Here is a 23,372-nt window from a genome sequence, read left to right as displayed (position 1 = left end):
AGAGGGTACCCGCATCGCGGCAGCGGCTAGTGTCAGTCCTCGTGTCCACCCCCGACCGCTCCGCAGAAGAAGGCTCCACGGGCGACGACTGGTCGCCCGAGGACGACGAGTTGCAGCATCACGTTCCGCTGCCCGTCGAGCTGCCGCTGACCGAGAACATCGCCGACGCGGCCCTCGATCTCAAGACGCAGGTGCTGCGGTTCTTGGCGACGGGTGTGTTGTCGGCAATTGTCGATCAGGGCGTCAACCTGCTGTTGCATTTCGTGTTCGGCGTCGGAGTGACGCTGGCCAAAGCGATCGGCTTCGTACTCGGTACCACCACGGCGTACCTGATCAACCGACGCTGGACGTTCAACGCCGCACCGTCGAGGGCCCGGTTCTTCGCGGTCGTTGCCCTGTACGGCGTCACCTTTGCCGTCCAGGTCGGCATCTACACCTGGCTCTACCAGGCCCTTCCTGACGGCTTCTGGTACGCGAACGTGGCCTTCGTCGTCGCGCAGGGGACCGCGACGGTCATCAACTTCCTGGTCCAGCGATTCGTGATCTTCAAGATCCGGTAGCTAGAAGGTCGGGAGGTTCCCTGCTTCGAGGGCTTCGGCCAGGGTGGGGGCGGCCTTGTCCTTGTCGGAGAGCTCGTAGGTCAAAGGCGATCCGTCGCGGGCGGTGGTTGGCCAGTCGATGGCCAGGGCTGGGTCGAGGGGGTTGATGTCGCGGTCCAGTGCCGGGGTGTATTCGAGGCTGCACAGGTACATGACGGTGGAATTGTCTTCCAACGAAAGGATGGCGTGGCCGAGTCCTTCGGAGAGGAACACCGCTTTGCGGTCGACGTCGTCGATCAGCACGCTGTCCCACTGCCCGAACGTGGGGGAGCCGACCCGCAGGTCGACGATGACGTCGAGGAACGCTCCGCGGGCGCAGGTGACATATTTCGCTTGCCCGGGCGGGTTGGTGGTGAAGTGGATCCCGCGCAGGACTCCGGCGGCGGAGACCGAGCAGTTCGCCTGCTTGAGATCCAACGACCGCCCGGTGGTGTCCTCGAAGAGGCTGGCTTTGAACCATTCGAAGAACACGCCGCGGTCGTCGCCGAACTGGCGTGGGGTGTATTCGTAGGCACCGGCGATGGTCAGTTCACGAAAGGTCATGGTCGGTGTCCTCGGTCGATCAGATCGAGCAGGTAGGTGCCGTAGCCGGATTTGACGAGCTTCTCCGCGCGCACGCGCAGTTCGTCGTCGGTGATGAATCCGCGTCGCCACGCGACTTCTTCCGGGGATCCGATTTTCAATCCTTGACGTTGTTCGATGGTGCGCACGTAGTTGGAGGCGTCGAGGAGGGAGTCGAAGGTGCCGGTGTCGAGCCAGGCGGTGCCGCGGGGCAGGACCTCGACCTGCAGGCGGCCGGCCTCCAAGTAATGCCGGTTGACGTCGGTAATCTCGTATTCCCCGCGGGCGGAGGGTTCGAGGTCGCGGGCGATGGCGATGACGTCGTTGTCGTAGAAGTACAGGCCGGGGACGGCATAGTTCGATTTCGGGGCGGCCGGTTTTTCTTCGAGGGAGATCGCTTTGCGGTTGTCGTCGAATTCGATGACGCCGTAGGCGGTGGGGTCGGAGACTTCGTAGGCGAAGACGGCTCCGCCGTCGATGGTCTCGAAGCGGGACAGTTGAGTACCGAGGCCGGGGCCGTAGAAGATGTTGTCGCCCAACACCAATGCTGCACTGTCGGTGCCGATGTGGTCGGCTCCGAGGACGAAGGCTTGGGCGAGGCCGTTGGGCTCGTGTTGGACTTTGTAGGTGAGGTTGATGCCGAATTGGGAGCCGTCACCGAGGAGGCGCGTGAATTGGTCGGCGTCCTGGGGGGTGGTGATGATGAGGATCTCGCGGATCCCGGCGAGGATCAGTGTCGAGAGCGGGTAGTAGATCATCGGTTTGTCGTAGACCGGGACCAGCTGTTTGCTGACGCCCATCGTGATCGGATGAAGTCGCGAGCCCGTGCCGCCCGCCAGAATGATTCCCCGCATGAACCCGAAGTCTTCCAGACCCGCCGATCAGCCGCTCGGTTGTGTCGGCGTTCATTCCCACGGGATTCGGTAGGGCTGGGATCCGACGTCGGACTCTTCGGTCGATGACGGCCACTCCGACGGCCACACGATCTGCGGATCGGCTTTGAGCTCCTCGACCTCCGGAGGCACCGGATCTGCGTCCACCTCGATTCGTTCCCAGCTGCACTCACCCGACGCGACGCGGCGTGCGTGGTGTATCAGCTCGGCCGACGCTTGCGGTGACGACGCCAGGCGGGCCAGTAGTTCCGCGGTGACCCTGCGGGATCCCGCAGGAGCCTTCAGGTCCGTGCTCAGGGCTCGCGTGCGCGCGGCCTCGAGCTCACCGCAGGATGCCATCAGACGGTCGTATGCGGCTCGGGCGTGCGGAGGCAGGGACTCGATCATGCGTCCCGCCATGGTTCGTCGCCGGTGCCGACGGAGAAGTCCTCGTCCGGTGTGTCGAGTACTGGTCGGATGTCCGCTGTCTTGCCCGCTTCGACGGCCTGCTTGCCGTAGTCGAGGAAGTCGTTCAGCGGCCGCAGTGTGTCGTCGATCTTCTTACCCACCTGGCCTTCGGGGTCGCCGAGCGCGTCGAGGAATGCGCCGAAGTCGTCGACCAGCTTTTCGATCTTCACGATGAGTTCTTTGGTCAGATCCATTGCTGTCCAGCATATTTCGACGATGCTCTCCAACTGCCATGCAGTGCCGACCACCGGCACTTTCTTGAGCATGACCTTCAACGCACCGCGGGCGTTGTCGACGGCCACTTCGGACTCCAGTAACTCGACGATTTTGCGCACCACTGCCAAGGCGGCTTCGCGAAGCTGGTCGGAGATTGCCGCACAGATCGCAGAGATCGTTCGTCCGGCTGGACCTTCCCATCGAATTGCGGCCAGTTGTCGGTCGGCATAGTCGGTGAATGCCCTAGCGGCAGCACCGTTCCAGTAGCCGTCCACGCGGCGCGCCCCTGCCGCGAACGACTCCGCGCCAGCTTCCATAGCGTCACCCGCTATCTGGTACGCCTGACCGATTCGGCGAATTTCGTTCCAGTTTCCGGTGACGGGGATGGTCGCTTCGCGTAGCGGACTCCACCCGGAGAGTTCGAAGATCGTGCGGTCGATCTCGCCGAGCCACTCGGAGGCATCGGCGAGCACGTCGCGGAGGTCGTCGATAGCAGGATTGGTTGGAGGATAGTCGATTCCGTGAGGATGACCGTAGTCGGCGGCACCGTCGAATTCGTCTACATGCCCGGCCGCGGCGTGATCCGAACTGCCGCGGTCGATGCCCGGCAGCGGTGGAAGTGTCGTGTGAGTGTTCAACAGGTCGTAGTTTCGCTGATCTTGATCGGCGTACAGCCACGCAGCCTTGTTGAGTTCGACACCCATCTCGCCACAATTGGCGGACAGGTGAACCTGCCGAGTACGTGTCATCTCCTGGAAGCCGGCGAGATACGGCTGGAGTCGCTGCAGAATCTGCCCGACCACGTTCTCGCTCAGGCCCGCATTGTCGATCAGATAGCGATGACTGGCCAGAGTATCGACGCCGATGCGATCGAGAAGATTTCCGAGGCCGGCTATTTCCGAGGATCTGGCGATCAGCGGTTCGGTCATTGCGTCGCGGTCCTTCTCAGTGACGAGACGAGGCCGTCGACGTCCTCATCGGAGAGTGCGTTCTCGACATCACGGTCGGCAAGCACGACGAAGACCGCGACCTCTGCCGTGGCGAAACCGGTAGTGGTGACAACGTCGAATGTGGCGCGGGGAGGAGGGCAGTACGGCGAATCCGGTATGTCTTCCACCAGGGCTGTGTAGCGGACAGCCGGGACTCCGTCGACCTGTAGATACTCGGGCTCGCTGATCTGAACAGTGGGTGCCAGTGACCCGTCTTGGTTGGTGAAGATCATCGACGCTTTCTGCGCCTCTTGATAGGCGAGTACCGTCAAGTCCCCGGCACGACGACCGGTCATTCCGCTGATCGCCGAAGACTCGAACTCACCGCCTTCGCAATCGAATCGACCGTGGAGACCCATTGCGCCGTATGTTGCGGTCGACCCGTCCTCACCGACCCACTCCGAGAATCCGTCATTCCAATTCTCCCAGTCCGCAGGAATGTCGTAGGTCCAGCCGAATTTCGTGGCGATGGGCTGCGGCTGGCCGTCGGGCACGTCGATTTTCGGTGGCGGCCGATTCATCGACGGAAACCCCGGCGGCAGGGGTGGTGGGGCCGTGGTCGAGCCCGTGGGTTCCGGCGAGACCGGTGGCAGGGCCTGTACGCCCTTGTATGGTTCCGGCACTTCCGGTGCCAGCTGCGGAATGGCCCACATCAATCCGAACAGCAGTGCCACCGATGCCGCGAGACGCAGCAGTATGTATCGAAGACGCATCGTCACTCCCCCCGAAGTCGAACAGAAGCTAGCACGCGCGCCCGACAAGCTCGGCTCGCATGAGCCTCCACCGGTAAAGTCCCTGTACATGAGAATTCTTGTCACGGGTGGAGCCGGGTTCATCGGCGCGAACTTCGTACATCAGACCCTCGCGCAGCGCCCCGAATCCCAGGTCACCGTGCTCGACAAGCTCACCTACGCCGGCAACAAAGCATCCCTCGAGCCGGTGGCTGATCGCATCGACTTCGTGCACGGCGACATCGCCGACGCCGACCTCGTCGACCGCCTCGTTCGCGAGACCGATCTGGTCGTCCACTTCGCCGCCGAATCCCACAACGACAACTCGTTGACCGACCCGTGGCCATTCGTGCACACCAACGTCATCGGCACCACCACGTTGCTCAACGCGGTCCGCGAACACGACGTCCGCTACCACCACATCTCCACCGACGAGGTCTACGGCGACCTCGAACTCGACGACCCGGCCAGGTTCACCGAATCGACCCCGTACAACCCGTCGAGCCCGTACTCCTCCACCAAAGCCTCCAGTGACCTGCTGGTGCGTGCCTGGACCCGCTCGTTCGGCGTCCGCTCCACCATCTCCAACTGCTCCAACAACTACGGCCCGTACCAGCACGTGGAGAAGTTCATTCCCCGTCAGATAACCAACATCCTCAGCGGATCACGGCCCAAGCTCTACGGCGCCGGGCAGAACGTGCGCGACTGGATCCACGTCGACGATCACAACACTGCTGTCTGGGCCATCATCGACGGCGGCCGCATTGGCGAGACCTACCTCATCGGAGCCGACGGCGAAGCGAACAACCGCACCGTCCTCGAAGCGATCCTCGAAGAAACCGGAAACGCACCCGACGCCTTCGACTTCGTCACCGACCGCCCCGGCCACGACCTGCGCTACGCCATCGACTCGACCAAGCTACGCACCGAATTGGGTTGGACACCAACCTATGTCGACTTCCGTGCCGGGTTGAAGGCAACCGTCGACTGGTACCGCGACAACGAACAGTGGTGGCGACCGCAGAAAGATGCCACTGAAGCCGTCTACGCGGCTGGCGGAGAAAGCGTGATTTAGCTCGATCTCGGATGTCGGGCGGAGCGATGCGGCGAGTTGGGTTCGCTGTGCGAAACTGAATGGGTTCAGCCGCTGGGCGGCCTATACCTGCACGCGGTCGCCGAAGTCCGCGTCGATTTGGAGTGACTGTGCTGTTGTCCGTCGTGGTCCCGTGTTACAACGAGGAAGACGTCCTGTCCGATCTTGCCGAGAAGCTGTTCACGGTACTCGGCGACGAGGGACCTGAGCTCGAGGTCGTTCTCGTCAACGACGGCAGCAGCGACACAACGGTCTCGATCATGCGGCGCTTGAGCGCACAGAACGATCGCATCCGTTATGTCTCGTTCAGCCGCAACTTCGGCAAAGAATCTGCGATGCTGGCTGGCCTCGTCTATGCAACTGGTGATGCCGTCGTGATCATGGATGCGGATCTGCAACACCCGCCCGAGCTCATCTTGGATATGTTGCGCCTCCATGAGGACGGCTATGACCAGGTTGTAGCTCGGCGAACCCGAACGGGTGACTCAATGGGCCGGACCTTCGCGGCGAAGATGTACTACCGGGCGGTCAACCGGTTGGTCGATGTTGACATGCAGGACGGCGCTGGAGACTTCCGCTTGTTGAGTCGTCGTGCTGTCGACGCGCTGCTGCAGCTGGGCGAATACAACCGATTCTCGAAGGGGCTGTTTTCGTGGATCGGCTTTCCGAGTGCGACGATCGATTATGAGAATGTCTCACGTCAAGGCGGCGGTGCCAGCAAATGGTCTCTTCGTAGATTGGTGAACTACGGGATCGACGGGATCATGTCGTTCAACAACGCGCCAGTGAGACTGGCTATTTACATCGGTGCCGCAGTGATGACTCTCGGTTTGGCTTATGTGCTTTTCCTTGTGATCGCGGCAATCGTCGCGGGCGTAGTCGTGCCCGGTTATGTCACCCTGGTTGCCGCGATCATTGGCCTCGGGGGGCTGCAGTTGATGTTCCTCGGGGTGATCGGTGAGTACGTGGGCCGAATCTACTACGAGACCAAGCAACGCCCCCACTTCCTCGTTGCCGAAACGGAAAGCGATCGCGGTCCAGCGCGCACAGTCAACCGCACACGGGATCAGAAGCATCGAGCCCGCCCTCAGAGTGGCGGTGATTTCTCGTGACCGAACCGATGAACAAGCCAAAACCCGACAGGTCTTCACAACTGCGCCACTTGGTAAGGTTTGCGGTTGTGGGAGTCGCGAATACCTCTGTCTATTACGGCAGTTATCTAATGCTCCGGTTGGTCGTTCCCTACCTTGCCGCGCACTTGATCGCAATAGTTATCGCCATGATCGGTTCATTCTTCCTCAACTGCTACTGGACCTTTAAAACGCCTCCTACCTGGCGAAAGTTTTTCATGTTCCCGCTTGGTAATCTGACCAACTATGTGATCACCACGGTCGGAGTCGTTCTGCTCGTGGGCGGGTTGAACATGGACGAGCGTGTGGCACCACTCGTAGCTGCGGTTGCTGCAATTCCTTTCACATTCGTGTTGTCGAAAAAAATTCTTACGCGTGAGCGCCCGACTGACACTGCAAAAGTCCGATGACAACCACTCACCTGTCGACGAGAGCGATCAGCAGCAGTCCGGTTCGCAGTGGTAGACGAGTCCCAGACGCGATAATGGTGGCGACGGTGTTCGTCACCGTTCTCGCGTTGGCAGTAGTTCCGCAATGGCGCGGTACGCTGTTCTATTACGTCGGCGATCAGTACGAGCAGTTCGCGCCCTTGTGGCACGTCTTCGGAACCCAATTGCGCGGCGGTAGTTGGATTTCGATGGACCCCGCAGGTTGGATGGGCGGCAACTACGCGGCTGAAGCGCTACTGGGTATTTGGAACCCGGTCAATCTGGCGAACTTCGTCGTTGTCTCGTTCTTCGACAACCTCTCGCTCGCAGCATTTGTCGTAGCCGCCGAAATGATTGCCATTCTGGGGACCGGCGTCTACCTCCTCGCGCGGTCCTATGGAGCCAGCCGTGCCCCTGCCTTTCTGGTCGCGGTTGCTCTGCCGGTTTCCGGACTGACGTTGTGGTACGAGGCGGCAGGGTGGCCGGCTGGACTCGCGGCTTTCACGTGGGTCACGCATTTCTGGTGGTCTTCACGCAGGTTCGCCCGGGGTCGATCTACGGCGATACTCCCGTTCGTATTCGGCTTCCTGGCGATGACGGCAGGCAACCCCTACGCGCCGGTGGGACTGGTGGTCGTGCTCGGCGCACTGGGCATCGAACTGCTGGTTCGGCGTCGATACGAACGACTCGTCTTGCTCGTCGTGATGGGAATGTGCGTCGGTGCGGTCGCGTTGATGGTCTTTCTGCCGCTGCTGGGGTCCAGCTCAGTCACCAACCGACAGACTCTCGCTGCCATAGCCAATGACACATTTCTGGTTCCTGACCTGGGTGACATCGTCGCGGGCAGCTCGGCCACCTACCTTCCCTCGATGAGCAACTGGGGTGGGGAGCGACTCGAAAGTGTTCCATCGACATACTTCGCTTGGTTCTTTTTGCCGCTTCTACCGTGGTTGAGGTGGGGGGCGCTGCGACGACGATTTGTCGGCGCTTCGAGTTTGTTCGTCGTGGGTTCGTTCTATTTGATTGCTTGCCTTGCTCCCTCGAATGTGTGGTTGTTCCGGTGGCCCTTTCGATTGGTCGAATACCTGTACTTGGCGGTGGCCGTCGCATTCGCGGTGGCCTTGTCCCGTGGCATTGCACGCGACCGAATCCGTCGTCGGAGCCTACTGACGCTCGGTATCGTCCTGTTCGGCGGTTATCTGGCGTGGGCGGTGCGTCCGGACCTATCGTCGACGCACCTGCTCGCTGTGATCGTTACCCTCGTACTGTTGGCTGCGGCGGTAACTGCATGCCACCGTCGGGGACTGGCGGCATTGGCAGGCGTTGGTCTGATCGGGACCTTATCTATCTTGTTTCTTCAGACTTCGGTCTTTCCGTCTGCCGCAAGCCCGCTGCCGTCGGCAGAACCCGCACCTGCATCGCCGCCGAATGGTGGAGCACCGGCGTTCCTGCTTTCCGAACTTCGCCAGGGCTCGCAGGCTTATCGAGGCACAGTCCTGCAATTGGCGGAGCGGAGCACAGTCACCACGGAGGACACCCGAACCGGCAAGCTCCTTTTCGGTAATGTTCCGCGCGCATCCGGTGCGCAGACGGTGGCCAGCTACACGGGGATGGGATTCGACGCCTTCGCAGACGCTCTCTGCATGGACTACAGAGGTGCCGTCTGCTCGGATGCCTATGACCGTCTGTTCGCACCGGCATCGGCGTCGGTCGTTGCCCCGTTGATCGACGTTATGGGTGTCTCCACACTCGTCTTGCAGCGGTCCCTCTTGCCGGAGGAAACAGCTGTTCAACCACCTTCCGGCTGGGTCATAGCTGCCTCGGATGAGGCGAGGGTCATCTGGGTGCGTGAAGACCCATTCGGGGAAGGTTCAGGCCACGCTACGTGGTGGTCGCCCGGGTTGGAGGTCGAGACGGCCAGTAGTACCGCGGCTGTCGAGCGAGTTCGTTTCGAGGGCTCCGTGCCCGGCAGTATCTACTTCGCACGCCTCGCATGGCCGGGATACACGGCTACGGTCGATGGAACGCCTGTGCCAGTCAGACAAGGGCCGGCCGGCCTTCTGGGTGTCGAGGTCGGTGCCGGTGGTGGAGTCCTCGAAGTGCACTACGCGTCGCCGGGACTGGCTGTAGGCCGCGTGGCCGCTGCTGGAGCGTTTGTTGTGATTCTTGCGATCTCGATGGTCAGCGTCCTACTGAGTCGTCGCCGCGCCAAAGCGCGCTTGAACCGGGCGGTCGACTTCGGTTGATATCGTGATGCGCGTCGTGCAATCGTGCATGACAAGCGCGGTGTGACGCCACATCGCGAACCCGTAGGAGACCAATGAGTGATTTCGTCGATGCCAAGACCGAGGCACCCGACCTCGCCGCGATCCGCGACAGGCTCGTCGAGCACACTGCTCCCGCTCGTTTCGTAGTCCAGCGTGGAACATTCGCGGGTCCGTCTCCGCGCGTGTCCGACGATCTGTACGCGTCGATCGAAACCGGTGATGTACATCGTCGGCGCTTCGACGTCACCCTGGCGCAAGGTGCGACGGTGAATACGGACACGTACTTCGGCCGTTTTGCAGCCAGCTACTTCCAAAGGTGGACGACCGTCGAGACCGTCGAGGTGGCCTTCGATCACGACGGCGGCGGCGAGGTCCGTCTCCGCGCGTCGGACTCGGGTGGTAACGAACGGACGGTGTCGACCGTGCGAGTGTCCGGATCTGGCCGTCAGTCTCTGGCATCGACCGTCGATACCTTTCTCGACGGTGGTTTCCTGTGGATCGAGATCGCAGCAGTCGACGACAGTCTCACCGTCTCGAATGTCGAGTGGACTGTCGTCGCCCCCGCTGTGATTCGACCGGCAGCAGTTGCAATTTGCACGTTCAATCGGGCCGACGACTGCGCCGAGACCCTCAGTGCGCTGGCGGGGGACGAGGGACTTCTTGCTGGGCTGGACGCCATCTTCGTGGTGGACCAGGGTACTGATCCGGTGTCGAGTCGAAGCCTTTTCGCGGACGTGCGTGAAATCCTCGGCGACAAACTCGTATACATCCGCCAGAGCAATTTGGGCGGCGCAGGCGGCTTCACGCGCGGCATGTTCGAGGTCACCGCGATAAACGAGCATGCCAACGTCATCTTGATGGACGACGACATACTGTGCGAGCCCGAGAGCATTCTGCGGATGAATGCATTCGCCAACGTGACGGCCGAACCGACGTTGGTCGGGGCACAGATGTTGTACCTGATGAACCCGCAAAACTTGCACGTGAGCGGCGAGGAAGCCGACCTGTCGAAGCTGAAAGCCGGTCGTTGGTCTGCCAATTCGATTCACGACGCCGATCTGACGAAGAAGCGCCAGAATCGTCGAGTGGACGCGGGCTACAACGCTTGGTGGTCATGCCTCATACCTGCCGAAGTCATATCGGCGATCGGTCTGCCTTTGCCCATGTTCTTTCAATGGGACGACATCGAGTTCGGCATTCGCGCCCGGGCCAACGGATTTGCAACGGCCACGCTTCCCAATGCCGGAGTCTGGCACGCCGATTTTCACTGGAAGGATCGCGATGACTGGTCGCGATACTTCAGCGTACGAAACTCGCTGATCACTGCCGCGCTCCACAGTGATTTCGATGTGAAATCGCTCAGCATCATGCTCGGGCGCGAGATCACGCAATTTGCTGTTTCGATGCAATACGGGTTGGCGCACACGGCACTCAAGGGCATCGAGGACTTCCTGTCGGGACCGTCGATCTTGGAGGACGGTGGGCGGGCTGTGCTGGGTGAGATTCGAGAACTTCGGAGTCGGCATCCTGAAACGGTCAAGCATCCTGCGTCTGCGATCCCGGATGTACGGTCATCCGACCTACTGACGATTCCCGCAGGCTTTGCACCGAAGAACAAGCTCATCGATCTGGTTCTGGCGAAGCGAATCAAGAACCAGTTTCAAGGCCGTTTGCGACGAGAACTGGCGTTCATCTCGGCATCGGACGCGCATTGGTGGCATGTATCGCTTTTCGACAGTGCGGTGGTGGCCGATGCGTCGCAGTCCGGAGTGCGGGTTCGGCGAAGAGACAAACTGGCCGCGCGCGAGGTTGCCAACCGCACGGCAACGGTCCTGCGTCGGCTCAGGGCGGAGGGACCTGACGTTCAGGCTCGATTCCGCGCCGCGGTCCCCGAACTGACGAGCCGCGAGAACTGGGCACGCCTCTACGGGCAGTAGCTAGTTCGACCGGACCTTGGGTGCCGTGCGAATCCGTACGACAACCTGTTCGTTGTCGGCGGTGTAGCCGAGGTAGTCGAATTCGGTGCCGGTGCGTGCGACGAATTCCGTCCACGCCCGGTACTCGTGGTTACGCCAGCCGGGGAAATTGAAGTACTCGTCGAACACGATGACGGTGCCCACTGCGAGTCGATCGGCCACCAGATCCAGCACGGTGACCGTCGAGGAGTACAGGTCGGCATCTAGGTGCAGGAAGGCCAGCTTCTCGCGGTGGCCCTTCAGGAAGCCCGGCAGAGAATCCTCGAACAATCCGGGGACTATCTGCGCCCCCGGCACTTCGGGAATGCTCTCCTGCTCGAACAATCCCTTCGGAAAACCGGTACGCCACGTCTCGGGTAAGCCCGAGAACACATCGAATCCGGCGACGGCGGTGATGTCTTTGCGCGGTGCCAACTCCTCGGCGATGATCTCGAGGGTCGTGCCGCTGGCAACGCCGAACTCGAGTGCCATGCCGCGGATGGAGACCTCGCTGAGCGCGAATCGCAGCGTCGCGTGCGGCCGCAGGAAGGTCGGTGCTTGCGGCATCATCTCTTCGGCGAACTCGGCGCTCTGCGCGGCAGCTTCGACGTCGGAGGCATAGGGAATGTCGCGGCGCATGCGCATCTCGAGACCGCGGATGAATGCGTGCAGGTCGTCGATCTCACGACGTTGACGTTCGAGGACGTCGAGCAATTTCGCCTGCTGGTCACTCGTCTGCTCGGCCAGCTGCGCCGTCTGCTGCTCCAAAACCTCGCCGATTGCCCGCTGCAGCTTCTCCCGTGCCGACGACTTGATGCGATCCGCGAGCTTCCGAGGTTCCGTCATGGGCACACGGTAGCGGTATTACGCGGGTCCGCGCACCCCTTGCCGGACTGCGCTGTATCGATGTTTGCCGGGGCTAGGGCCTACGGAAGTGTTCCCGACGCCCCAGCCCGCGCAGCCGGAACCACTCGGCCAGTCCCTTCGGGTTGCGGGTGGTGATCAGGAAGAACCAGGTGAACCGAATCCACTCTTGCGGCAACAGCTTTCGCATGGCGGGCTGCGACATCAGGTAGCCGCGATTGCGGTACGTGAAGTAGCGCTTGGTCGCGTCCTCCGGGTACTGCGTGTGCATCCGTCCACCGAGGATCGGCTTGAACTCCTCGGCCCCGTTGGGGTGGACGTAGGCGGCAGTGAGGCACGTGCCGAACTTCAGGCCCGAGCGTTGCAGCCGACGATGCACTTCCACCTCGTCGCCGCGAACGAACAGGCGTAGATCGGGCACGCCCACCGCATCGATCGTCGACGCTTTGAACAGGGCTCCATTGAACAGCGACGCAATGCCTTCCAGCAGATCGTCGTCGGGATTATCCGGGTCGATCAACTCCGACCGAAGCCGACGCCACGAGGTGCCGCGTCGCAGCGGAAACGCCAGCCGATCCGGATCCTCGATGTCGCACACGACGGGGGAGACCTCGTCGAGGCCGTGGGTGAGGGCGCAGTCGTACAGCGTCTCGAGTACCTTCGGGCCCTCGGGGCGGCCGTCGTCGTCGGCGAGAAACACCCAATCCGCACCGAGCGAGAGCGCGTACAGAATGCCGAGGGCAAACCCGCCCGCGCCGCCGAGGTTGTGCTGCGAGCCGAGGTACGTCGTCGGCAGGGCCGTCGACTCGACCAACTCCCGCACTGTGGGCTCGTCGGCATTGTCGACGACGACCAGATGATCGAGCGGACGCGTTTGCGCACTGATCACGTCCAATGACAGAGCCAGCAATTCACGACGCTTGTGCGTGACGATGACCCCGATGATCCGATCAGGCACCGGCTGTGTCCTCTGGTCGTTCCGCAGGCTCCACTCCTGCGTCTTCCCGCTCGATTTCCTTCAAGATCTGCGCGACGTGATCGCCCGCGTCGTTGCCCTCGTAGGCCCGCACCACGTCCTCGATGCCGCCTTGCTGTCGAACTTGTCCGTGATCGATCCACATCGCGGTATCGCACAGCTGAGCCAGGAATTCGTTGGAGTGGCTGGCGAACACCAGGATGCCCGATCGCTTCACCAACTCCTGCAGTCGAAGCCGAGCCTTCTTCATGAAATCCGCGTCGACGGCTCCGATGCCCTCGTCGAGCAGAAGAATCTCCGGGTCGATGCTGGTGACTACGCCCATCGCGACCCGCACCCGCATACCCGTCGAGTAGGTGCGCAGCGGCATGTCGAGGTAGTCGCCGAGTTCGGTGAAGTCGGCGATCTCGTCCATCTTCGCGAGCATCTGCTTGCGCGTCTGGCCGAGGAACAGGCCACGAATGATGATGTTCTCGTAGCCGGAGATCTCCGGGTCCATGCCGACGCCCAGATCGAACACCGGCGCGACGCGGCCGCGGATGGTGGCGCTGCCTCGCGTCGGCTCGTAGATGCCCGAGAGCAGACGCAGCAGCGTCGATTTGCCCGCGCCGTTGTGACCCACCAGTCCGACGCGATCGCCGTCCTTCAGGTTCATGGTGATGTTCTTGAGTGCTTCGACGACGACGACGTCGGAGGAGTTTCGGTCGATGGCACCACCGGCTTTACCGAGGAACGCCTTCTTCAACGATCGCGTCTTGGCGTCGAAGATCGGAAAGTCGACGCATGCGTCATGGGTACTGATGCTGATGGACAACTGCTGACCCCTAAACCCAGTAGGGCACGCGGGCCCGGTACTTCTTGAGAGCGAGAATGGCCAACGCCCAGCCGACGACGGTAAAGCCGAGCACGATGTACCAGTGGTACGCCTGCTGATCTTCGCCGATCAGGGGGGCCCGGATGATGTCGAGGTAGTGGAACAGCGGGTTGATCTCGACGAGCTTGGCGCGGTTCGCGGCCTCACCGCCCATCGACTCGAGTCCCGATGTGGTCCACACGATCGGTGTCATGAAGAACATCAGCGTGACGAAGCTGCCGAGGATCGGGGCGATGTCGCGGTAGCGGGTGGCGATGATGCCGAACAGAATGGACACCCACACGGCGTTCAGCAGAATCAGCACCAGCGCCGGGATCGCGAAGACCACAGTCCAGTGCAGCCCGCCGGGCGGCCAGAAGATCGCGATGATGATCACGTAGATCAGCAGGTTGTGGCCGAGCAGCAGCAGTTGACGCCACACCAGCCGATAGACGTGCACGCTGAGCGCACTGGGCAGCTGCTTGATCAGGCCCTCGTTCGCGACGAAGACGTCTCCGCCTTCGAGGATCGCGGCACTGATGAGGTTCCAGACGATCAGTCCGACGGTGACGTGCGGCAGGAACGAGCGCAGGTCGATGTCCAGCAGAACCGAATACAGCAGACCCATGGCGATGGCCTGCACGCCGGTGGCGATGGTGATCCAGAACGGACCTATCACCGACCGTCGATAACGCTGCTTGATGTCCTGCCAGCCGAGATGCAGCCACAGTTCGCGCTGATTGAAACCGGTTCGCAGATCGCCGAACGCGCGCCGATAAGTCTGTGAGTCCGAAACCGGAGCAGGCATCTGTTCTCCTGCCTCGCTCTCGGGATCCTTCGCTGGTGCCGACACGACGGTCGACACTACCCGTCGAAACGCCCTGGCTCATTCCGCGGGCTCCACTCGCGCCTGCTCAGAGATACTGGCCGGTACCGCTGCCGCCGTGGCCGGCACCCGGTGCGGGCATCACACCAGGAGGCAACGCGCCCTGCCGCATCTGTTCCAGTTGGGCTCGGGCGGCCATCTGCTGCGCAAACAGTGCCGTCTGGATGCCATGGAACAGTCCTTCGAGCCAGCCGACGAGCTGCGCCTGCGCGATCCGCAGTTCCGCGTCGGTGGGGATGACGTCGTCGCCGAAGGGCAGCACCAGACGCTCGAGCTCGTCGCGCAGTTCCGGGGCGAGTCCCTGTTCGAGTTCGTGGATCGACGACTTGTGGATTTCCTTGAGACGCGTCTGGCTGGCGTCGTCGAGAGGAGCGGCGCGCACTTCCTCGAGCAGTTGCTTGATCATCGTGCCGATGCGCATCACCTTCGCGGGCTGCTCGACCATCTCCGACAGGCCCGACCCGTCGTTCGAATCCTCGTTCGCCGACGATCCGGCGGCGCGGGCTGCCGCGGCCGTCGCTTCCTCGCGGCTCAGGGCGAGCGGTTCTCCATTGGGGCCGATCACAACGACGTGGTCATCGGGCGCACTGTTCGACTCGGATTGGGTCATGTATCCATCTTTACGCGTCGCTCGTCGTTGCGCGATCGTCCGGGGCGATTATCCTGGTTCGGTCGTCGGGAACAGTAGTTCGTCGAGAAACAACAGGGGCTCGTCGGAAAAATGTGAAAGCAGGGAGGGGTCGAGCGTGCGAAGTGGGCAACCGTTCCCTGGCGATACGGGACGTGGAACACATGCTTCACCGGTCGGCGCTTAGAGTGTCCGACATGGGGTACGACGTCGCGCGGGTAAGAGGGTCCATTCCCTCCCTCGGCGACGGGTGGATTCATCTGGACCCTCAGCTGGGGATGTTGATTCCGGATCGTGTGTCCACCTCGGTGTCCACGGCGTTTCGGCACAGCGCATCCAACCACTCGGCCGGAAATACCGCAGCCAAGCGGAGTGCAGGTCTACTCGAATCCGCGCGTGTGGCGATTGCTGATCTGGTGGGTGCGTATCCGTCCGGGGTCGTCATCGGACCGGACCGCGCGACTCTGCTGTCGTGGCTCGCCGAGTCGATGAGCTCACGGCTCGGTCTGGGAACCGGGCTGGTGCTCTCGCGTTTGGACGAGGAAGCGAATGTTGCGCCGTGGCTGCGGGTGGCCAGCCGAACCGGCGCCCACGTCAAATGGGCCGAAGTCGAAATCGATACCTGTGAGCTGCCCACGTGGCAGTTCGACGACCTCATCACCTCCACCACCAGGCTCGTCGCGGTCACTGCGGCGTCGCCGATCGTCGGGAGCGCACCCGATGTCAGGGTTGCAGCAGATCTGGTGCACGAGGTGGGCGGACTGATCGTCGTCGATGCAGCCGGAGCTGCTCCCTACGCGCACGTCGACATCAAGGAACTCGGAGCCGACGTCGTTGCGATCGATGCTGCGGCGTGGGGTGGCCCGTCCGTCGGCGCGCTGATCTTCCGCGATCCGACGCTGCTGGAACAACTTCCGTCGATGTCGCTCAACCCGTCGGCCAAGGGGCCCGAGCGGCTCGAGGTCAGCAGTCACCAGTACGCGTTGTTGGCCGGTGTGGTGGCCTCCATCGACTACCTGGCCAATCTCGACGACGCCGCCACAGGAACCCGTCGTGAGCGTCTCGAGCTCTCGATCGGATCGTTGCAGCACTACCACGACGGGCTCTTCGACTACTTGATGAAGGCACTTGATTCGCTCGATCACGTCATGGTGCTGGGCAATGCACCAACGCGTGTCCCCACCGTGAGTTTCACGGTCGAGGGTGTGCCTGCGGTGAAGGTGTCCGAGCAACTCGCGCAGGCAGGAATCGGCAGTGTCAGCGGAGTCCACGGCGGCAGTCGTCTGCTCGACGCACTCGGAGTCAACGACGAGGGTGGTGCCGTCTCCATCGGTCTGGCCACGTACACCACCCGCTACGAAATCGATCAGCTCGTCAAAGCGCTCGCTTCGCTCGCGCTTTGAGCGGCTTCGCCGCACGTGCACGAAACTTCGTCGCCCACTACGAAGTTCCGTGCACGACCTCAGACGCACATTTATTGGACTCGCAGGATCACTTTGCCGATGGTCTCGGCCTCGTCGAGCATTCGATGTCCCTGCGCCGCTTCGGTTATCGGAATTTCGGCGTGTACGACGGCGGTGACGCGTCCCTCGGAGATCAGCGGCCACAGGTGCTCCGTCATGTCCGCGACGATGTTTGCCTTGCTCGACGGTCCGGTTTCGGGGCGTCCGCGCAACCCGGCTGCGTGAACCGATCCGCGTTTGGCGAGGAGTTTGCCGAAGTTCAGCTCTCCCTTCACCCCGCCCTGCATCCCGATGGTGACGACGGTGCCGTCCATGGCCAGGGCGTCGAGATTTCGGTCGAGGTACTTCGCGCCCATGTTGTCCAGGATCAGGTCTGCTCCGTGATCCTTTGTCTGTGAACGAATCTCGGTGGCGAAGTCTTGGCTCTTATAGTCGATGAGGATGTCGGCTCCGAGATCGGCGCACATGTCCAGCTTGTACTTCGAGCCGGCGGTGACCGCGACGGTGACGCCCATCTGCTTGGCCACTTGGATTGCGTGCGTACCGATTCCGCTACCGCCGCCGTGGATGAGCAATACCTGGCCCGAGCGCATGTGCGCGTCCATCACCAGGTTGGACCACACTGTGGATGCGACTTCCGGAAGTGCCGCCGCCACATGCAGATCGAGCCCCTGCGGAATCGGAAACAGCTGAGTGGCGGGCACGGCGACCTGCTCCGCATAGCCCCCGCCGGCCAGCAGTGCGCAGACTCGGTCGCCCACGTTCCAACCGCTGACGCCTGCGCCCAGTTCGGAGATGATGCCCGAGCATTCGAGGCCGAGGATGTCGCTGGCACCCGGCGGCGGTGGGTAGGAACCCTGCCGCTGCATCAGATCGGCGCGGTTGATCGCAGTGGCCGAGACATCGACGATCACCTGCCCGCGGCTCGGACGTGGACCTGGAACCTCGGTCCATTCCATGACGTCGGGGTCGCCGAATTCTTTCAGTGTGATGGCACGCATGTCTCCATAGTGCGCCTCCGGCGGCAGGAGTGGAGCCTACGGAACGACCCAGATGAGCAGTGGCGCGGTTGAGTGCCCCAGGGGGAACTCGCCCGCACCACTGCCGCAAGCACTCCTACAGGTCCCAGAGGTTGATCCCGAAGTCCTCGGCGTGCTGGTCGATCTGGGCGAGCTCGTCGTCGGTGAAGTCGAGGTTGTCCAGCGCCGCCACGTTGTTCTCCAGCTGTTCGACGCTCGATGCGCCGATCAGGACCGACGTCACCCGAGGGTCGCGCAGGGCCCAGCTCAGCGCGAGTTGTGCGAGGGATTGGCCGCGGGCGTCGGCGATGTCGTTCAATGCCCGAAGGTGTCCGATGTGGTCGTCGGTCAGCCAGTCCGGGTTCAACGACTTACCTTGTGCTGCTCTCGAATCCGCAGGAATACCGTCGAGGTACCTATCGGTGAGCATGCCCTGGGCCAAAGGAGAGAACGCAATGACGCCTGCGCCGATAGCGTCGAGTGTGCCCAGTAGTTCGGGCTCGATCCAGCGATTGACCATCGAGTAGCTGGGCTGGTGAATCAGTAGGGGAACACCCGCGTCGGCGAGCAGGTCCGCTATTTTCTGCGTCCCCTCGGGCTTGTAGGAGCTGATGCCCGCGTACAGGGCCTTGCCCTGCTGAACGGCGCTGATCAGCGCGCCAGCAGTTTCCTCGATCGGGGTGTCGTGGTCGGGTCGGTGGCTGTAGAAGATGTCGACGTGGTCCAGGCGCATGCGCGTCAACGATTGGTCCAGCGAAGAGAGCAAGTACTTCCTGGAACCACCGAACCCGTACGGGCCTGGCCACATGTCCCAGCCCGCTTTGCTCGAAATGATCAGCTCGTCGCGATAGCCGGCGAAATCCTCCGAGAAGATGCGGCCGAAATTCTTCTCCGCGCTGCCGTAGGGCGGGCCGTAATTGTTGGCCAGATCGAAGTGCGTGATCCCCAGATCGAAGGCGCGACGCAGGATCGCGCGCTGGTTCATCAGTGGAACGTCGTCGCCGAAGTTGTGCCACAGTCCCAGCGAGATCGCCGGGAGCTTCGGCCCGCGTGACCCCACTTGCCGGAAGTGCATGGACTCGTATCTGTCGGCTGCGGCTACGTACGGCGGTTCGATGTTGGGATCTGTCATAACTCGACCATAGGTCTCGGACTCGAATCGAACATTCAACCACGGCAAGCTACTCGTCGGTAGATTTCTTGCCTAGGATGTCACGGGTGACGGCCGAACTAGCCATTGGTTCCGGGGGGGACCCGCAGTGGCTCGACACTGCGGAAATGAGAGCATGGCGCGCCTATGTCGACGGCGGGCAACGATTGATGGGGGTATTGAACAAGGATCTGCAGGATGGCCACGATCTGTCGATGGCGGAGTACCGCATTCTGGTGATGTTGTCCGAATCGGTCGACGGCTCCATTCGAATGAGCGAGCTGGCCGACGGCGTCCTGTCTTCGAGAAGTCGCCTGACGCATCAGATCAGGCGAATGGAAGTTCAGGACATGGTCACTCGCAGCACCTGCGTCGACGACGGCCGAGGTGTGCTCGCGGTGATCACCGAGGAAGGCCGTCGACGATTGGCGGAGGCGGCACCCACTCATGTGCGCAGTGTGCGCCGACATCTCGTCGATCTGCTTTCTCTAGAGGAACTCGAAGTGCTCGGCGACATCTTCGAAAAGGTCGACGCTGCGATGGACACCTCGGCCGCCGCATCGCGACGATGAGGGGCGATTGGGACTCGGGCCGCCCAGCCGTTTAAGATCGCACACGGAAGCGTGGCAGAGCGGCCCAATGCACTCGCCTTGAAAGCGAGAGACGTGTAAAAGCGTCCGGGGGTTCAAATCCCTCCGCTTCCGCCACATGTTCGTTCTCGAACTCCGGCCCACCCGCAAGGGTGGGCCGGTTTCGTCTGCCCTGGTCGGTGCGTGGCATCCATGTCGCTTTCCCCGGGGATGCGCCACAACCCTCGCGTGCAGCCGATGGATGGGACAATCGATCGGTGAGACATAGTGAGACAGTTCGAGTCTCGGACGGCCAGATGCAATTGGCTCAGCAAGTATCCCTGGACTTGATCTGGCCTCCTGAGGGTGTCCCGGGCTTTGTGTACATCGGTGACGGGGGAGCGCTGATCAGCACAGGGATTTCAGGTGGCTTCGTGAGCGTCGAGCTGCGAATGCTCGAAGGTGAACCTGGGCTGGATCTGCACTCGTGGGAAGACATCGACGAGGGCGACCTCGTGACCAGGGCCGGCGGCATTCGCCTGTCGGCGGGTATGGAGTTCAAGAACTGGATCCCCGGAGGCCGCGAAGGCCTGACTCCTCGTGGGCCGGCGCTGCATCGGGTTCGGGTGAGTGCCACCGGAAGAAGCTCGAACTACGACTTGGTTGTGGACGGCGACGAACCTGTCGAGTCCTACTCGATCGAAATCTGGCAGGCGCGGTCTTCGTCAGCGCCGATCGTCCATAAGCACTCGTCGGGCCGGTAAGAGGTCTGACACAGGATTGCCGACGGGCTGGTATCGATACCGCTTTTGTGGGTACTACCTGCAGATGAGCGAAGAAGCGCGGCGCAACGACGGCGACAACGAGGGACCTCTGGAAGAGGAACTCGAGGAGAGTTTCGACGCTGTCGTCTCCGAAGGTGGCGAGCGATTGCACCGTACCGTGCGCACCGTGCTGATCACCGGATTCTTCGGCGGGCTCGAAGTTGCTCTGGGTGTGATGGCGTATCTCGCAGTATTGGACGAGACCGACAGTCATCTGTTGGCGGGCCTGGCGTTCGGCATCGGATTGGTGGCTATTTATCTAGCCCACGGTGAGTTGTTCACCGAGGACTTCCTGATGCCGATTGCAGCGGTGGTGGCCCGCAACGGAACACCGTTGCAGCTGGCGAGGCTGTGGGTGGGGACGCTACTGGCGAACTTGCTGGGCGGCTGGTTCGTGATGTGGTTGATCGCGCACGCGTTTCCGCAATGGCTCGAGGTGTTGTCCGAGTCCGCGCATCATTTCGTCGACGCGCCACTGAATCTTCAGTCGATCTGCCTGGCTGTTCTCGGTGGCAGCACGATGACGCTGCTGACCCGCATGCAGCAGGGAACAACATCCGACGTCGCACGGATCATCGCCGCGATGGCGGCTGGTTTCCTTCTGGCCGGATTGCAGTTGTTCCACTCTATTCTCGATTCCCTGCTGATCTTCGGGGCCATCCACGCGGGTGCCGACGTGAGCTATGTGGCCTGGATCGAATGGTTCGGATATACGGTGCTGTTCAACATCATGGGGGGCGTCGTGTTGGTCACCGCGCTGCGCTTGGTGCGCACGAAGGAGCTCGTGCAGTCCGAGCGTGACCGAAATTCCGACTAGTGGAGCGGAGTCGGAAGTCACGGCCCGACATCCGACTCCCAACGTTCCAGGCTCAATCCGGTCTCGAAGCGTCGTGTCGATTTCGAGATCGGGTCGATGAATTCGATTGCACTGGCGAGTAATTGGAGTGGATCGGTGAAATCGTCGACGGCCCGGTTGGTAGCCGTCGGGTAGAGGTCGTCACCGAGGATCGGCACGCCGAGTGAATTCATGTGGAGTCGCAGTTGATGGGTGCGGCCGGTCAACGGTGTCAGCCGATAGCGGCCGAGTCCGTCGCGGTGGTCCAGGAGATCGACGGTGGTGTGCGCGTTGGGTTCTCCGGGCACCTCGTGAGCGGTGAATTGTCCTGTCTTCGAGACGATTCGACTGCGGACGATGGTGGGCAGGGTCAGCGTGGGGTCATGCGAAGCGATCGCCTCGTACTCCTTGTGAACCTTTCGATCCTGGAACAACGTCTGATACGCGCCACGAAGTGTTGGATCGACGACGAACAAGACCAGACCCGCGGTGACGCGGTCGAGTCGGTGAGCGGGCACCAGTTGCGGCAGATCGAGTTCGAGACGCAATCGCACCAGCGCGGTCTGCAGGATGTGTCCGCCGCGGGGGATGGTCGGCAGAAAGTGCGGCTTGTCGATCACCAGCAGCGCGTCGTCGCGGTGCACGATCGAGATATCGAACGGCACAACGGTTTCCGTCGGAAGGTCGCGGTGGAACCAGACGGCCTCGCCGGCCACGTACGGCGCGTCGGATGAGATGGGACCGGCCATGTCGACGATCTCGCCGGCGTCGAACATCGCGTCGATCCGGTGTGGAGGAATTCGTAGCTCGGTCGCTGTCAGGAAGTCACGGACGGTGCGCCATGTGCCGTCCTCGGGCATGCGGATGCGCGCGGGGTCCAGGCCGTGTCGCTTCGCCAGGGGAGGTTGCTGGCGTCGTCTCACCGAGTGAGCGTATCCGCCCGCCGAGATTGCACTTATGCAGGCATTTCACGATGATCTGCCCGCATAAGTTCGAATTCGCTACTCGCAGCCGATGCCATCGTTGTCGCGGTCGAGGTGGGGGCCGTAGCCGTACTCGTCTCGGTAGACGGGAGCGGCACCGGCGTCACGTGCGGCGTCGCAGTTCTTGTACTGGAATCCGCTGGGCCGAGGTGCGGGGGCGGGCGCGCCCTGCTGCTGCGGCGCGGGTGCGCCCTGCGGTGGAGGAGGGGGTGCGAAGGCGGAAGGCGGCGGCAGGATGCAGAACTGAGCCGAGCCGGCTCCGCACAGGAAATCGGTGATCGGGTCGGCAGAGGCGACAACAGGGGCGGCGACCACGGCGGCCGCTGCAATGACGCTGGAGATGCCGATCTTGACCAGCAGGTTCTTCGTCTTCATGGGGTTCCAATCGAGGGGGGTGTGATCTGGATCATTGCCGGTCGATTATTGAACTGTCAATCAAGTCATTCGCATGATCTACGCCTGACGTTTACCCGAGGCCCGGCCTCTTGTGCGTGTTTGGAATCCGCCGATTCGGCGTATTTACGAACGTATGAGCGAAAACGAGCAGGTCAACCAGAACCCCGAGAAGGATCCCGATGATTGGGTCACCGGCGACGAGCCGATGACAGGGCCGCAGAAGAGCTACTTGAGCACCCTCGCTCAGGAAGCCGGGCAGGAAGTTCCCGACGATCTGAACAAGGCTCAGGCGTCGGAGATGATCGACAAGTTGCAGGGCGAGACCGGCCGCGGCTGAGTCGACGACAAGGAAGTCCACTCGATGTGACATCGACCCCCGAAAAGTCCACCGAATGTCACATCGAGTGCCCTCCGAACCCCGGCGAGATTCGGTACATCGGACCAGGTAGACCGTTACATCTTCGGTACATGTAACAAAGGATCACGCAGACTTTTGTACGTGTCGTTTCGCGGCTACTGTGAGCGGACCCACAGGCTTCGGCGTGTCTGCGCATTCGTGGGTACCTTGTGTAACGGATGTTGTTTGTGTTGCGCCCGTGAGGGTGCGCCTGGGGAGG

General features: G+C 62.1%; 25 protein-coding genes and 1 tRNA gene. 12 read left to right on the top strand and 14 right to left on the bottom strand.

Going from position 1 to position 23,372, the window contains the following annotated elements:
• Positions 1–41: 41 nt before the first annotated feature.
• On the top strand, positions 42–560 hold the full coding sequence (locus QM797_RS01430; protein ID WP_420030290.1) for a GtrA family protein: 519 nt from the start codon (positions 42–44) through the stop codon (positions 558–560).
• Here QM797_RS01430 and QM797_RS01425 read toward each other — a convergent pair whose 3' ends face one another.
• The 5 genes from QM797_RS01425 to QM797_RS01405 are packed head-to-tail and all read right to left on the bottom strand — an operon-like array spanning position 561 to position 4,418.
• A complete protein-coding gene (locus tag QM797_RS01425; RefSeq protein ID WP_283273353.1) occupies positions 561–1,142 on the bottom strand; it encodes a dTDP-4-dehydrorhamnose 3,5-epimerase family protein in 582 nt (193 codons plus the stop codon). It abuts the gene before it with no gap.
• Complete coding sequence (rfbA, locus tag QM797_RS01420; protein ID WP_283273352.1) at positions 1,139–2,014, bottom strand: glucose-1-phosphate thymidylyltransferase RfbA; 876 nt, start codon at positions 2,012–2,014, stop codon at positions 1,139–1,141. Before rfbA ends, QM797_RS01425 begins: the two co-directional genes overlap by 4 nt.
• A 51-nt stretch (positions 2,015–2,065) precedes the next feature.
• Positions 2,066–2,440, bottom strand: coding sequence for a hypothetical protein (locus QM797_RS01415; protein WP_283273351.1), 375 nt, complete (start codon positions 2,438–2,440; stop codon positions 2,066–2,068).
• Positions 2,437–3,645: a hypothetical protein gene (locus tag QM797_RS01410; RefSeq protein WP_283273350.1), complete on the bottom strand. Its 1,209-nt coding sequence runs from the start codon at positions 3,643–3,645 to the stop codon at positions 2,437–2,439. Before QM797_RS01410 ends, QM797_RS01415 begins: the two co-directional genes overlap by 4 nt.
• The gene (locus QM797_RS01405; protein ID WP_283273349.1) at positions 3,642–4,418 is read right to left on the bottom strand and encodes a DUF8017 domain-containing protein; all 777 of its coding nucleotides are present in this window, start codon (positions 4,416–4,418) and stop codon (positions 3,642–3,644) included. The genes QM797_RS01410 and QM797_RS01405 overlap by 4 nt, the downstream gene beginning before the upstream one ends.
• Positions 4,419–4,506: 88 nt before the next feature.
• Here QM797_RS01405 and rfbB point away from each other — a divergent pair, with 88 nt between their 5' ends.
• The 5 genes from rfbB to QM797_RS01380 all read left to right on the top strand — a co-directional run bounded on the left by rfbB (position 4,507) and on the right by QM797_RS01380 (position 11,291).
• Entirely contained in the window at positions 4,507–5,511 is a 1,005-nt protein-coding gene (rfbB, locus tag QM797_RS01400) for a dTDP-glucose 4,6-dehydratase (RefSeq protein ID WP_283273348.1), read from the top strand.
• A gap of 128 nt (positions 5,512–5,639) precedes the next feature.
• Positions 5,640–6,641, top strand: coding sequence for a glycosyltransferase family 2 protein (locus QM797_RS01395; protein WP_283273347.1), 1,002 nt, complete (start codon positions 5,640–5,642; stop codon positions 6,639–6,641).
• The gene (locus tag QM797_RS01390) at positions 6,638–7,069 is read left to right on the top strand and encodes a GtrA family protein (protein ID WP_283273346.1); all 432 of its coding nucleotides are present in this window, start codon (positions 6,638–6,640) and stop codon (positions 7,067–7,069) included. The genes QM797_RS01395 and QM797_RS01390 overlap by 4 nt, the downstream gene beginning before the upstream one ends.
• A complete protein-coding gene (locus tag QM797_RS01385; RefSeq protein ID WP_283273345.1) occupies positions 7,066–9,333 on the top strand; it encodes a hypothetical protein in 2,268 nt (755 codons plus the stop codon). Before QM797_RS01390 ends, QM797_RS01385 begins: the two co-directional genes overlap by 4 nt.
• A 74-nt stretch (positions 9,334–9,407) precedes the next feature.
• The gene (locus QM797_RS01380) at positions 9,408–11,291 is read left to right on the top strand and encodes a glycosyltransferase (protein WP_283273344.1); all 1,884 of its coding nucleotides are present in this window, start codon (positions 9,408–9,410) and stop codon (positions 11,289–11,291) included.
• Here QM797_RS01380 and QM797_RS01375 read toward each other — a convergent pair whose 3' ends face one another.
• The 5 genes from QM797_RS01375 to QM797_RS01355 form a co-directional block, all read right to left on the bottom strand.
• Entirely contained in the window at positions 11,292–12,155 is an 864-nt protein-coding gene (locus QM797_RS01375) for a TylF/MycF/NovP-related O-methyltransferase (RefSeq protein WP_283273343.1), read from the bottom strand.
• A 73-nt stretch (positions 12,156–12,228) separates the two neighbouring features.
• Entirely contained in the window at positions 12,229–13,131 is a 903-nt protein-coding gene (gene glfT1, locus QM797_RS01370; RefSeq protein WP_283273342.1) for a galactofuranosyltransferase GlfT1, read from the bottom strand.
• Complete coding sequence (gene wzt, locus QM797_RS01365) at positions 13,124–13,963, bottom strand: galactan export ABC transporter ATP-binding subunit Wzt/RfbE (protein ID WP_283273341.1); 840 nt, start codon at positions 13,961–13,963, stop codon at positions 13,124–13,126. The genes glfT1 and wzt overlap by 8 nt, the downstream gene beginning before the upstream one ends.
• Positions 13,964–13,973: 10 nt before the next feature.
• A complete protein-coding gene (gene wzm / locus QM797_RS01360; RefSeq protein WP_442978150.1) occupies positions 13,974–14,855 on the bottom strand; it encodes a galactan export ABC transporter permease subunit Wzm/RfbD in 882 nt (293 codons plus the stop codon).
• Between the two features lie 61 nt (positions 14,856–14,916).
• Positions 14,917–15,498 (bottom strand): bacterial proteasome activator family protein, encoded by a 582-nt coding sequence (locus QM797_RS01355; RefSeq protein ID WP_283273340.1) that lies wholly within the window; start codon positions 15,496–15,498, stop codon positions 14,917–14,919.
• A gap of 215 nt (positions 15,499–15,713) precedes the next feature.
• Here QM797_RS01355 and QM797_RS01350 point away from each other — a divergent pair, with 215 nt between their 5' ends.
• Positions 15,714–16,919: a cysteine desulfurase-like protein gene (locus QM797_RS01350; protein WP_283273339.1), complete on the top strand. Its 1,206-nt coding sequence runs from the start codon at positions 15,714–15,716 to the stop codon at positions 16,917–16,919.
• A 71-nt stretch (positions 16,920–16,990) separates the two neighbouring features.
• Here the strand turns inward: QM797_RS01350 and QM797_RS01345 are convergent, their stop codons facing one another.
• Positions 16,991–17,980, bottom strand: coding sequence for an NAD(P)H-quinone oxidoreductase (locus QM797_RS01345; RefSeq protein ID WP_283273338.1), 990 nt, complete (start codon positions 17,978–17,980; stop codon positions 16,991–16,993).
• Between the two features lie 115 nt (positions 17,981–18,095).
• Positions 18,096–19,130, bottom strand: a complete 1,035-nt coding sequence (gene mgrA / locus QM797_RS01340; protein WP_283273337.1) for an L-glyceraldehyde 3-phosphate reductase — start codon at positions 19,128–19,130, stop codon at positions 18,096–18,098.
• Between the two features lie 77 nt (positions 19,131–19,207).
• On the opposite strand from mgrA, the gene QM797_RS01335 reads away from it, so the two are divergent.
• The 4 genes from QM797_RS01335 to QM797_RS01320 all read left to right on the top strand — a co-directional run bounded on the left by QM797_RS01335 (position 19,208) and on the right by QM797_RS01320 (position 21,358).
• Entirely contained in the window at positions 19,208–19,720 is a 513-nt protein-coding gene (locus QM797_RS01335) for a MarR family winged helix-turn-helix transcriptional regulator (RefSeq protein ID WP_502942241.1), read from the top strand.
• A 45-nt stretch (positions 19,721–19,765) separates the two neighbouring features.
• Positions 19,766–19,855: transfer RNA gene (locus tag QM797_RS01330), tRNA-Ser, on the top strand.
• A gap of 296 nt (positions 19,856–20,151) precedes the next feature.
• Positions 20,152–20,481, top strand: a complete 330-nt coding sequence (locus QM797_RS01325) for a hypothetical protein (RefSeq protein WP_283273335.1) — start codon at positions 20,152–20,154, stop codon at positions 20,479–20,481.
• A 64-nt stretch (positions 20,482–20,545) separates the two neighbouring features.
• A complete protein-coding gene (locus tag QM797_RS01320) occupies positions 20,546–21,358 on the top strand; it encodes a formate/nitrite transporter family protein (protein WP_283273334.1) in 813 nt (270 codons plus the stop codon).
• Between the two features lie 17 nt (positions 21,359–21,375).
• Here the strand turns inward: QM797_RS01320 and QM797_RS01315 are convergent, their stop codons facing one another.
• Positions 21,376–22,299, bottom strand: coding sequence for a pseudouridine synthase (locus QM797_RS01315; protein WP_283273333.1), 924 nt, complete (start codon positions 22,297–22,299; stop codon positions 21,376–21,378).
• Between the two features lie 78 nt (positions 22,300–22,377).
• Complete coding sequence (locus QM797_RS01310) at positions 22,378–22,734, bottom strand: excalibur calcium-binding domain-containing protein (RefSeq protein WP_283273332.1); 357 nt, start codon at positions 22,732–22,734, stop codon at positions 22,378–22,380.
• A 154-nt stretch (positions 22,735–22,888) separates the two neighbouring features.
• Between QM797_RS01310 and QM797_RS01305 the strand changes: the two genes are divergently transcribed.
• Complete coding sequence (locus QM797_RS01305; protein ID WP_032381115.1) at positions 22,889–23,092, top strand: DUF3072 domain-containing protein; 204 nt, start codon at positions 22,889–22,891, stop codon at positions 23,090–23,092.
• Positions 23,093–23,372: the final 280 nt, after the last annotated feature.

The sequence above is a fragment of the Rhodococcus sp. IEGM 1381 genome (assembly GCF_030056795.1).
Lineage (GTDB): Bacteria > Actinomycetota > Actinomycetes > Mycobacteriales > Mycobacteriaceae > Rhodococcoides.
The sequence above is the reverse complement of the archived record's forward strand: the minus strand, read 5'-3'. Positions and strand labels throughout refer to the sequence as shown.

Excerpts from the sequence above, each read along its gene's own strand:
- QM797_RS01310 (WP_283273332.1), bottom strand. The coding sequence starts at position 22,734 with ATGAAGACGAAGAACCTGCTGGTCAAGATCGGCATCTCCAGCGTCATT.
- mgrA (WP_283273337.1), bottom strand. The coding sequence starts at position 19,130 with ATGACAGATCCCAACATCGAACCGCCGTACGTAGCCGCAGCCGACAGA.
- QM797_RS01405 (WP_283273349.1), bottom strand. The coding sequence starts at position 4,418 with ATGCGTCTTCGATACATACTGCTGCGTCTCGCGGCATCGGTGGCACTG.
- QM797_RS01350 (WP_283273339.1), top strand. The coding sequence starts at position 15,714 with ATGGGGTACGACGTCGCGCGGGTAAGAGGGTCCATTCCCTCCCTCGGC.
- QM797_RS01410 (WP_283273350.1), bottom strand. The coding sequence starts at position 3,645 with ATGACCGAACCGCTGATCGCCAGATCCTCGGAAATAGCCGGCCTCGGA.
- QM797_RS01380 (WP_283273344.1), top strand. The coding sequence starts at position 9,408 with ATGAGTGATTTCGTCGATGCCAAGACCGAGGCACCCGACCTCGCCGCG.
- QM797_RS01335 (WP_502942241.1), top strand. The coding sequence starts at position 19,208 with ATGTCACGGGTGACGGCCGAACTAGCCATTGGTTCCGGGGGGGACCCG.
- QM797_RS01305 (WP_032381115.1), top strand. The coding sequence starts at position 22,889 with ATGAGCGAAAACGAGCAGGTCAACCAGAACCCCGAGAAGGATCCCGAT.
- rfbA (WP_283273352.1), bottom strand. The coding sequence starts at position 2,014 with ATGCGGGGAATCATTCTGGCGGGCGGCACGGGCTCGCGACTTCATCCG.
- QM797_RS01415 (WP_283273351.1), bottom strand. The coding sequence starts at position 2,440 with ATGATCGAGTCCCTGCCTCCGCACGCCCGAGCCGCATACGACCGTCTG.
- rfbB (WP_283273348.1), top strand. The coding sequence starts at position 4,507 with ATGAGAATTCTTGTCACGGGTGGAGCCGGGTTCATCGGCGCGAACTTC.
- QM797_RS01320 (WP_283273334.1), top strand. The coding sequence starts at position 20,546 with ATGAGCGAAGAAGCGCGGCGCAACGACGGCGACAACGAGGGACCTCTG.
- QM797_RS01425 (WP_283273353.1), bottom strand. The coding sequence starts at position 1,142 with ATGACCTTTCGTGAACTGACCATCGCCGGTGCCTACGAATACACCCCA.
- QM797_RS01345 (WP_283273338.1), bottom strand. The coding sequence starts at position 17,980 with ATGCGTGCCATCACACTGAAAGAATTCGGCGACCCCGACGTCATGGAA.
- QM797_RS01375 (WP_283273343.1), bottom strand. The coding sequence starts at position 12,155 with ATGACGGAACCTCGGAAGCTCGCGGATCGCATCAAGTCGTCGGCACGG.
- QM797_RS01355 (WP_283273340.1), bottom strand. The coding sequence starts at position 15,498 with ATGACCCAATCCGAGTCGAACAGTGCGCCCGATGACCACGTCGTTGTG.
- QM797_RS01385 (WP_283273345.1), top strand. The coding sequence starts at position 7,066 with ATGACAACCACTCACCTGTCGACGAGAGCGATCAGCAGCAGTCCGGTT.